We start from the raw sequence: 11,279 nt of genomic DNA, 5'->3' as shown, positions 1-11,279 counted from the left end.
TGTTACCGGATGGCACACAATTTTAAGTGATGATATCAAAGGGAGCGATATAAATACCTTAGTAGAAGTGGAAAAAGGCGATTCTATTCATTTTATTGTTAATCAAAGTCAGACAATGAATTTTGATGGGACTGCATGGAATATTGCGTTGTCCTTATTCCCATAAATTGATTTAACATCTACAGTCTATGCGTTCATAAGGGAGCAGTAATCATCATCCTAGTGAGTATGAGTACTGTTTGAACACAGAGAAGGCTGATCTATTAGAAAGAGAATTCTCCTTCTCTGTGTTCTTGTCTCGGAGAGAATTGTTAATTTTTCGATAAGAATGTTCCCTTGCATAGTTTAGGTTCATATCATCTATAATTACTGAAGTGGCACCCTTGCCACTCACGCCAATGATGTTAACCTGAACGGCAGCTCTAATGGCCCCCTGGGGAACGACTCCGTTCGTAGACAGAACAAAGAACTCGCCTTTCGTATCATCGTTCATACTGCCGCTAGCAGGCCACCCTACGACTTTACCATTTGCATCGTAAAGCCCAAGAGTTAGATTCACTTTAGCATTGTGAAATCTCTTCGATATTAATATGGCTATGAAGAACGTAATTTTTGCCTTGCTCGACAGCTACTGTCTGCATGAGGCTCATGCTTTTGCCGTTTAATGTGGCGGCATCCATCCTTTGAGCACGCTTGCCCGCCATTACTTTGTTCTCCTCAATAGCGTGAGTCCCGATAACTCCGTCTTGCTCATAGTTTTCCAACTATCCGCTAGCACAAAGCTACCTGAGTATTATTCAAAATCTCCATTTTCCAACAAATTAACTGCTGTTTGTTTTGTTCTTTTAAAAATTTCCGTTGCCGTCGTAATGATACTCATACTGTTTATCTCCTTGTTTAACCAGTTCTACTTTCCCCGTTGAATCATATTTGTATTTTACTTCTCCAGCCAAAGCAGTTGATTGTTAAAGAGTATGAACAAAATTAAAAGTGATAGAAAAGTAATGAATTCTATTTTGTTTCGACTTGCAATCCATCGACCCAATATTGTAAAACCAAAATCCCATTAGTTAAGTATGTCTAGGACAAAAATCCTGCTGAATTACACTGGCAAGATACAATTGACAGCTCATTTTCTATGGCCTAAAATCATAATATGAAACTAAATTAGTCTAATTAGTTTCAAAATAGGGAGGGATTTGCATGGTTTGGATTCAGAAAAAAGACTTCGTAGTCGCTACATTCCTGTCTGCTTTCCTGTTTTTGCTCTTCTGCTATCTAAGTTCAGGGTATGAGCTGATCGTCACATTTGCCATTGGGATCGTATTTGCATACTCGATTTTTATTACGTTATACAGGAGGAAAATCGAACGCATTGAACCCTTGACAATACTGCCGCTCTACTTCGGCGTATTGGCTTGGCAGTTCATCCATTTTTCCGAAGAATTCTCTACCGGATTTTCGACCCGCTTTCCTCTTATTTATGGTGGAGAACCCTATACCGCGCAATTTTTTGTTGTGTTGAACATGATCTCCTATTCCTGCTTCGCTCTTGCCGCTATCTTTGCCTTTGTCCGGCGTAAGCCCGTTCTTCTTATTCCCGTTTTGTTCTTTACAGCTTATGGAGCGCTCGGCAATGCCATCGCACACACCACTTGGAGCCTTTATTTCGGTCTATATTTTCCAGGCTTGTACACCGCTCAGTTGTATTGGCTCCTTGCACCGCTCCTGCTGCGAAGATTGACGGGGGACTGGAAGGTGACCCTGTTCCTGATCATTCCTTATGTAATCCTGCTTCCGATTGCGTTAATTGCTGCCCTTGTTTAGAATGAAATTAATTCATATCATTTGATCATAATCATTTCGGAAGGAACCTGACATGAGCAAAAAGACGGAAGCAAGACTGTTAACGCATGCTGCATCCCAGTTCTTTCGGCACGGGTACTCCAATTTATCCGTTGACGATCTCGTTCAGGGGATTGGCATGAGCAAGGCTACGCTGTACCGCTACTTCGATTCGAAGTACGATTTGCTGGAAATCGTGATCGAGAACCTGTTTCAAGCCATTGAAGCGGACATCAATGAGCTGCTTGCGAGCAAGCAGGGGCCCGAAGAGAAGCTGCGCACCTTCCTGATCTTGATGGTAGAGCGTTTGGAAGGTATTGAACGATCGGCGATCGAGGATATCAAGCATAGCGTGCCGGTTTTATATGAGAAATTTCAAACTTTGCGCAAGCACGTCATTATTAATCATTTGGTAAAAGTATTGGATGATGGTGCTGAGCAGGGCTATTTTCGGAGAAATATGGATCAAGGCGTTGTGGCACATATCATCTTTGCCGCGATAGAATCGCTGACGGAGACGGAATACTTGGCTGAAAGTCGTTACCGGTTTTCCGACATTTTCGATATGGTGCTAACCATTGTGATGTACGGAAATGTAGTAAATACGACAGAGCGCTGACGATAATTCTGTGCAGATAACTACTTGCTTCAACGCTTTGGTTGTGTTAGGATGAGGATAACTTTTACAGAACGGAGGGTTCACAGTGGTAAATAAGGCAGCTAACTTCCGCTTCGGAAGAATCCGATTGAACGCATGTGTCACTAACTGAATAGTGCTCATTAGCTCTGCCTGTGTGCAGAGTAATCGGGATTGGTCTGCCTTGTTGCTACGGAACCTAATAAAATGGTTTGCGACAGAAGAGGGAGGGATCGTGCCTGCCCTCTTTTGTTGTGCCCATTGTACGTGTCTGCTGCTATTGAAGGAGAGAAGTATGTCTCTTTGAGCATTGTCGTCGCATGTATTTGCCTGTTCTTGATCGTGTTATCAGGTTCGGGGCAATTGAGGTGCATGTGTCTGATAATGCGAATACAGCTGTGCGCACCAGTGGATGCTGGCAGCGTTAACTGCGAACTTCGAACAGCGGTAATTGTTTCAGACTGTACAGTTGGCCATTGGATTGTTCCAATTGGATGGAATCGCCTCTATCAAGGAGGGAGTTCGATCTAATTAGCCGCAGGGATCCTATGTAATAGGATGAAGAAGGTTGCGATCCAATAGTAAGACGATTACTCAAAGCACAGGCGGGATGCCTGTGCTTTTTTTGTACATCAAGCTGTATGAGCACCAAGCATGATAGGAATAAAATGAACAGACAATGGAGGAATAAATATATGGAACAACTCACAATTGAACCGCAAAAGGCCGTACTGGTCGGCGTGAACATGAATCATCAGCCAGACTTTGCATATTCGATGGAGGAACTGGCAAACTTAGCGAGCGCATGTGATGTCGAAGTAGTCGGAACCGTGACGCAGAATCTGAGCCGCATCAATACGTCGCATTACATTGGCACAGGCAAGATACAGGAAATTACGATCATGCTGAATCAGCATGAAGCCAATCTTGTTATTTTCAATGATGAGCTGTCGCCGTCACAGCTTCGCAATCTCGAAGCGGATCTGGACTGCAAGGTCGTGGATCGCACGCTGCTTATTCTAGACATCTTCGGGCAGCGCGCGAAGACGCGTGAGGCGCAGCTTCAGGTTGAGGTGGCAGAACTGCAATATATGCTGCCACGTCTCGTTGGCTTGCGTGAATCGCTGGGCCGTCAAAGCGGCGGTATCGGCACGAAGAACAAGGGTGTGGGTGAAACAAAGCTTGAGCTGGATCGTCGCCGGATTGAAGAGAAAATTACAGCCATGAGCAGGGAGCTGGAAACGCTCGTAGCGCATCGCCAAATTCAACGCAAGAAGCGGAAGAAAACAGAGATCCCTGTCGTCTCACTTGTTGGCTACACGAATGCGGGCAAGTCCACAGTCATGAATGCGCTGGTAGAGAAGTTTACGGGATCGAAGGACAAATTCGTATTTGAAAAGGATATGCTGTTCGCAACGTTGGAAACGTCTGTGCGCAACATTGAGCTGGAGGATAAGAAGGAGTTTCTACTTACGGACACGGTTGGCTTCGTTAGCAGACTGCCACATCATCTTGTAAAAGCATTCCGCTCCACGCTGGAGGAAGTGAGAGAAGCCGACCTGCTCGTGCATGTTGTGGACTTCTCCAATCCGGAGTATGAGCAGCACATTCACATTACGAATGAGACGCTGAAGGCAATTGGGATTGAGGAGATCCCGATGATTTATGCTTTCAATAAGATCGACATGAAGGATAGAGAAATCCCGGAACCGCAGGACAATTCCTTGTATATTTCGGCCAAGGGCAAGCAAGGGCTGGATGAGCTAATCGCGGCGATTCGCGGCAAGGTGTTCCGCAATTACGTGAAGTGTGAGATGCTCATTCCCTATCACGAAGGACAGCATGTCTCTTACTTGAACGAGCATGCGCATGTACTTGCTACTGAATATGAGGAGCAGGGCACGAAGCTTGTTCTGGAATGCAAGCAGAGCGATTATCAGAAGTTCGCTCAATATGTGCAGCAGTCTTAACAAGTTCATATAAGAACACAGTGAGCCGTCTCGCAGACATCTGTCTGGAGGCGGCTCTTCTTGCTGCATCGATTCTTATGGTAGCTTTACTGCGTTCGCTGTTTTACCGTCAAGCCCGTATGAGCTGCAACTATGTATGGATGAGAAGGAAGCATTTGACTGGGTTTACACAACATCCATTTGTGGGAGACAATCTATTAACATTCCTTTGTTACTATGCAAAATATAGTTAGATACAAAAATGAAATTTAAGCTAGGGGTGTAAACATGAACAAATGGATGAGCAAAGTTCTCTCAATTGTCCTCACCTTCTGTTTGGTGATCGGTGCTGTTGGGGGTGCAGTGGCTCCAGTACAAGCGGCAGAGCTGGACGAGCAGAGCAGCTTTATTGCTGCACCTGCAGCGAATGATGCGACTATTCTACTGCCACCTAACTCAACTTGGAAATACCTCGATGATGGATCTAATCAGATGTCTGTATGGAGAGCGGTATATGATGTTTCACTGTGGGAAGAAGGAAGAGCGCCGCTTGGTTATAAAGATGATGGCACAATTATTCAGACCGCAAAATTTGGTGAATTGAACAAGTCAATTCGTTATGGAACAGATAAGAAAAATAAGCATATTACTACATACTTCCGTACAACCATCGACGTACCTAATGTTGATGAGTTTGAACGCTTTGTTGGAGAATTTGCATATGATGATGGGTTTGTTCTTTATTTGAACGGTACGGAAATATTACGTGAAGGAATGCCAACAGGGGATATTGATTTTACAACGGTCAGCTTGAACAACAATGGAAATCCCAATGTGAGGTCAGAAGCTGATTTGACGGATAAAATCAAGGGTTCCCTACATAATGGCACAAATGAGCTTGCTGCAGAAGTGCATCAAGGTAGGGGCAGTAGCTCAGATCTATATTGGGACATGGAGCTTCTTGCATATAAGAAGGGTGTCGTTGTAGAAGGCAAGCCCGCTTCAATTGCTTTGGCCTATAATGGCGATCCGAAGACGAGCATGGCATTTGCTTGGTATACGCCTAAAGGCGTGACTGGAACAAAGTTAGAAGTCGTTGAGGCAAATAAGATGACAGGTTCAGACTTCCCGTCTTCTGAAGCTAATGTATATGAGGGTACTTCGGTGACGGCTAGCGTTTATATGTCCAAAACTGACAAAAATGCAGGCAAGCTAACTGTATTCACGAGTCATAAAGCTATCGCTAGTGGCTTAAAGCCGGGTATGAAATATGCGTACCGTGCAGGTGATGGGCATGAGAAAAATTGGAGTGAAATTGGTACATTTACAACGGAGCGTGAGAGCAATCAAGACTTTACGTTCCTCTATACTACGGATTCACAAGGAACTTCTAAGGCGGACTTCGATATTTGGAATCATACACTTGAAGAAGGCAGGAAGCATTTCCCTCGAAGTGAATTTATACTCAATGCCGGTGATTTGGTGGATAACGGCGATCTGGAAGAGCAATGGGGATGGTTCTTTGGTCAGGCAAAAGGGATATTGATGAATTATCCGCTTGTCCCGATCGTCGGTAACCATGAGAGCAAAAAATACGATAATTTCACAATGCATTTCAATTTACCGACGACGGCGAATATAGGTGCGAAGCCGGAGGGTTCAGTCTATTCCCTCGACTATGGCAACGCTCACTTCATGGTGCTGAATACGGAATATTCCGGTGCCAAAGCAGATGACAAAGACATTTATGAGAAGCAGGTCGAATGGCTTCGTAGTGAAGTGGCCAAGACGGACAAGAAGTGGAAGGTTGTGTTCCTGCATAAGTCTCCATACTCTGTAGCAAAGCATGTGAATGATAGTGATGTAAAATTCTATCGTGAGAACTTGACGAAAGTATTCGACGAGCTTGGCATAGATATGGTACTTGGCGGTCACGACCATACGTACGCGAGAAGTTATCAAATGTATGATAATACTCCGTTCAAAGAATTTATGCCTGATGCAAATGGGCAAGTGATTGATCCAAAAGGAACATTGTACGTGCTGACAAATGCGGCAGGAAACAAAATATATCAGCCGGGCAAAGGGCCATTCACATATGCAGCGAAATTTGGGCAGCCGAACAAAGAAATGTTCACAGGCGTTCAAGTAACGAATGATACATTATCATTCGAAGCCTTTACAACGAAGACGGGCGGTACGACAGAACTGTATGACCAATACAGCATTAAGAAATCCGATGTAGTTGCGAATCCGGTGCAAGCAGCACAAGCAAACCTCTCGAAGGACGGCAAGCTGACACTGACATGGCAAGCGCCGAAGCAAGGCTCAGCGGTAACAGCTTACCGAATTTATGAGAAGAATGATCTGGTCAGAGCGAACTGGAATGCGACTGTACAGCATGTGGAAGGTACGCAAACGTACAGCTATACACTGGATAATTTGGATCCGAACAAGAGTTATAGCTTCGTTATTCGCGCCGTAAATGGACGCACGAATTCGGAGCCGGTGGTTGCGTCCACGTTGAAGGTGAGCAAGGTGACCGTTACGTTCCATGGAGATACAACAACTTCTAAAGGTTTCACATGGTATACGGGTCTCTCATCAACAAATAGTGACGTACAGGTTGTAGAGAAAACGAGCGATACGCCTGATTTCACACAAGCTTTGCGTGCTTCTGGCCGTACGAAGGTATCCAGCAACTCCAAGGAAGAGCATGTTCATAAGGCTGAAATCTCAGGGCTAAAGCCGAACACCACATACTACTTCCGTGTGGGGGATGAGTCGCTTCATACTTGGAGCGAGGTAGGTACATTCCGTACAGCACCGGCAGGCGGGGCATTCACCTTTATCGATTTAGCAGATACGCAAGCGAAGACAGAGGACGAAGCGATTTTGTCCGCGGAAACGATTGAAAAAGCCATTGCAACGATACCAGACGCAACGTTCTTCCACATCAATGGGGACATTGTAGATAAGGGGACGACGGAGCAGCAATGGGATTGGTTGCTTGGACATTCGCAGAAGAGCTTGAACCATATTACCATCGTTCCTTCAGCGGGCAATCATGAGGACAAAAACAATGCGTTCTACGAGCATTTTAATGTAAAAGAAGCACCTAATTCGGATACGAAGACAGGCGCATATTATTCATACGATTACAGCAATGCACACTTTATTATTTTGAATACCAACGAGGATTCCGATGAATACCGGAACTTTACGTCTGCTCAAGTGGAATGGCTGAAGCAGGATGTAGCGGCTGCCAAGGCAGCGGGTGCGCAGTGGATAATCGTGAACATTCATAAAGGACCTTATACGACATCGAACCATGCAACAGATGAGGACATCATGGGGCAGAATGGTGTCAGAAATAAGATTGTGCCAATCATGGCAGAATTGGGCATCGACTTCGTGATGCAGGGACATGACCATATTTATGCGCGTACGAAGCCGATTACGAGCAAGGGAGCGGCAGCAAAAACAGAGAAGATTACGGAACTGTTCAATGGACAACGTATCGAGTATACGAAAAATCCAGACGGTACGATCTACATGATTCCGTCAACTGCTGGTCCGAAGGTATACTACAAAAATCAAAGCGAATCGCTAGGGGGTGCGTACTATAATCTGTTCGAAGTGGCAGATGAGAGCCATGGTGCGAAATATGGCCCAGATCCTAACGATCCTAGACGTCCGATGCGCAGCCAAGTTCAAAATTTTGTAGGCCTTACGATTGACGGCAACAAGCTGTCTGCGATTACGTACGAGATTGATCAGAACAAGGATAATGCCAAGCCGTTCATCATTGATGCATTCGGTATCTTGAAGCAGAAATCCGATAATGGAAACACGGGTAACAACGGCGGTTCCAACAACGGAAGCGGCAGCAAGCCATCGACGAATCCAGGTGGAACGAAGCCGAATACGGATGGAACAAAAGGAACTACAGACGGCAAAAAGGACAACAATGGTTCCACGACGCAGCCTAACACTGGCAAGGCAGGCTCACATGATGGCAAGCCATCCAAAACTGTATTGAAGGATATCGCAGGACATTGGGCAACATCGGCAATTGAGCAGGCGGTCGATAGAGGTATTATTACAGGCTATGCAGATGGAACATTCCGTCCGAAGCAAGCGATCAATCGTGCCGAGTTCAGTGCTATGCTTGCTAGAGCGCTGCAGTTGAACGAAGCTGGCAATGGATTGAGCTTCACGGATACGAAGAGCATCCCGGCGTGGGCGCAACCATTCGTAGCACAGGCGCAGCAGTCCGGCATTGTAAAGGGCTATGGGGACAATACGTTCCGCCCGGCTCAGAACATCACGCGTGCAGAGCTGGCTGTTATGGTCGTTCGAGCAGCTGGGCTTCAAGTGGATGCAAAGGCGAAGCTGAACGTAGGTGATGCGAAGGAAGTGCCAGCATGGGCAGCACCATACATTGCCGCAGGCATGAAGGCAGGATTGCTGAAGGGAGTAGCGAACAATCGCTTCGCACCGAATGAACACGCAACCCGCGCTGAAGCAGCGGCGATGATCATCTCTCTTTTGCAAGTAAAATAGGTTGAAACGGTAACTAGATTCGGAGACGATCCTTAAGCGGCTTAGCTGCTTACAGGGTCGTTTTTTTATTGCTAATCAGATTGAATTCGCGTGCTCTATCCCATTGAAATATTGGAAAGAGAGCACAAATTGTCAAGAAGTCAGGGAACGGATTCAGTATGATGAGCACAAGCAGAGAATTGTTTTCATAAGGATAGGAAGGAGCTGAAGCTCTTGAAGAGACACGAATATAACTTGGTGCGTCGACGCTTCTTCGGTCTGCTGATTACCTTGACGGTGCTTTTGTCTGCATATGCTCCGGTAGTGATGGCAGAGGGGCCTGTACATGGAGAAACGGAGAAAGCGGAGATACATACTTCCCTATCGATAAAAGGGACTGCGGTGGAGACGGTGCATAAACAGCAAGAAGAGACGGCAAGGACGTATCAAGCTGCTCTGTCCGAGTGGAAGCGCTGGGCAGCAGATCATGCCTATGCTTGGAACCACATACAACCGGAACAATGGACTCCGAACGGTGGAGCGATTGTACAAGACAAAATGAGCGATCTTGATATGCTAATTCCGCTGCTGGCTGACAAGCGCATCGTATACTTGGGCGAAAATTCACATGGAGTTGCTGAATTCAGTATGGCCAAAACGCGCATGATTCAATATTTGCATCAGACGCTTGGGTACAATGTCGTTGCCTTTGAGAGTGGATTGGGGGATGCTGCGATTGCTCAGGGACAAGGCAACAAGAATGCGGCACAGCAGACGATGAAGCGATCTATATTTGGCGTATGGTGGACGGAAGAGACGAAGCCGCTGTTCGACTATATGAAGGCAACACACGTAAGCGATGCTCCGCTGCGGCTTGCGGGCTTCGATATTCAGGTGCAGTCTTCGTTATTCCAGGATGCAGATTGGATACCGAACAAGTCATTGAAGAATAGAGCGATACAAGCGGAACAAGAGCTTCAGAAATGGAGAATGAGTACGGATCTGAGCGGATATCGCAAGACGAAGCCGGTGTTAATGAAGGTGTACGAAGAACTGCTGCAAGCCGCAGCGAACAATGCAGACGCATTGAAGCGGGAATATCCCCATGAACCGCATATCGTCAAGCTGATGCAGCGCGCACTTCAGGATCGCATTCGGGTTATTCAGGAATTCAATGAACTAAGCATCGAGTCTAATCGATTAACGGAACAAGGCGATTATAGTGGAACACAGGCCATTATGGAATGGCGGGATCGGGCTATGGCCAGCAATCTGTCATGGCTGGCTACAGACATATATCCGGAAGAAAAAATCATCGTGTGGGGACATAACGGTCATATCAGCAAGGCCCAGTCTCTTATCTCTTCGATGCCGAAGAGTATGGGGGAGCTTATGCCTGAAGCGCTGCGGCGGGAAAGCTACGTCATCGCTCTCTTCATGGGTGAAGGTCAAGCGGCAGAGAATACGAGGGAGCCTATTCACTTGACACCGATTATTCCAGGATCGATGGAGGATATTCTTACAGCTGCCGAACAGCCCTATGTGTTCATGGATTTGCGATATCGGGAAAATGAGCGAGGGAATTCGTGGATGTTCGAGCGATCGATTGCATCTTATCAGGTGATGATGCCGATGCCATTGGAACTGAGACGACATTTCGATGGCGTGCTGATGATCAAGCAAGTGAAGATGCCTACCTATTTTCCAAGTACAGTTCAACCCTAGAACGGTTATGTAATCAAACGAAAACGCCCATTGATTGGGCGTTTTGTCATCGTACCGCATTGTTACAATCCGGAAGTGTCATGCTGTATTTGTCATAATACCGCTTCAATTTGTTTCTTATGATGGTTGTCGTGATCGTTGAATTCATGAATGACATACAGCAAAGAGTAAGGGATGCCTGTATATGGGCAGGTTGCTGCGCCGTTCGCGGTAACCTGCTTGGCAGTCATGTCAGGATCAGCTAATAGAGCTTCAACAAGCTGATGACGAGATTGCTTGAATTCGTCGAGAAGCTGTTCTTGGGAAACTCCTGAATTGGCATATTTATAAGCAATTTTATTAAACGGGTCAAAATCAGGAAAGACCATTCCTTCTCCATTCCGGATCGCAGGGATGACGGTAAAGAGCAAGTACTTATCCCAATTTATGAGATGCGAAATGATTTCTGCAACGGATGCTTTCCCCTCTGCAATTGGATGTGACCAGATGTGCTCGTTGATGTGATGTAGGGTATCTGTCCAATCTGTAAATTGCTTATATCGTAGAAGCGTTTGTTCATTTAACGTGATCATAATCAA

At 45.9% G+C, this 11,279-nt stretch carries 7 protein-coding genes; 5 read left to right on the top strand and 2 right to left on the bottom strand.

The features are described from left to right. Window positions 1-560: 560 nt before the first annotated feature. Window positions 561-704, bottom strand: coding sequence for a hypothetical protein (locus AZ66_RS31335; RefSeq protein WP_156159944.1), 144 nt, complete (start codon window positions 702-704; stop codon window positions 561-563). Window positions 705-1,203: 499 nt separating this feature from the next. On the opposite strand from AZ66_RS31335, the gene AZ66_RS10465 reads away from it, so the two are divergent. The 5 genes from AZ66_RS10465 (at window position 1,204) to AZ66_RS10440 (ending at window position 10,701) form a co-directional block, all read left to right on the top strand. After that, entirely contained in the window at window positions 1,204-1,827 is a 624-nt protein-coding gene (locus AZ66_RS10465) for a hypothetical protein (protein WP_044354796.1), read from the top strand. Window positions 1,828-1,879: 52 nt separating this feature from the next. Further along, entirely contained in the window at window positions 1,880-2,464 is a 585-nt protein-coding gene (locus tag AZ66_RS10460; RefSeq protein ID WP_044354795.1) for a TetR/AcrR family transcriptional regulator, read from the top strand. A gap of 713 nt (window positions 2,465-3,177) precedes the next feature. Beyond that, window positions 3,178-4,452 (top strand): GTPase HflX, encoded by a 1,275-nt coding sequence (hflX, locus tag AZ66_RS10455; protein WP_044354793.1) that lies wholly within the window; start codon window positions 3,178-3,180, stop codon window positions 4,450-4,452. A 267-nt stretch (window positions 4,453-4,719) separates the two neighbouring features. Further along, complete coding sequence (locus AZ66_RS30520; protein WP_082061526.1) at window positions 4,720-8,997, top strand: S-layer homology domain-containing protein; 4,278 nt, start codon at window positions 4,720-4,722, stop codon at window positions 8,995-8,997. 213 nt (window positions 8,998-9,210) lie between these two features. After that, on the top strand, window positions 9,211-10,701 hold the full coding sequence (locus tag AZ66_RS10440; protein WP_044354792.1) for an erythromycin esterase family protein: 1,491 nt from the start codon (window positions 9,211-9,213) through the stop codon (window positions 10,699-10,701). A 92-nt stretch (window positions 10,702-10,793) separates the two neighbouring features. Here AZ66_RS10440 and AZ66_RS10435 read toward each other — a convergent pair whose 3' ends face one another. Then, on the bottom strand, window positions 10,794-11,273 hold the full coding sequence (locus tag AZ66_RS10435) for a DinB family protein (protein WP_044354791.1): 480 nt from the start codon (window positions 11,271-11,273) through the stop codon (window positions 10,794-10,796). Between the last annotated feature and the right edge of the window lie 6 nt (window positions 11,274-11,279).

This window comes from Paenibacillus sp. E194, assembly GCF_000935845.1.
GTDB classification, from domain to species: Bacteria; Bacillota; Bacilli; order Paenibacillales; family Paenibacillaceae; genus Paenibacillus_B; species Paenibacillus_B alvei_B.
This window is presented reverse-complemented; position numbering and strand designations above follow the sequence as displayed.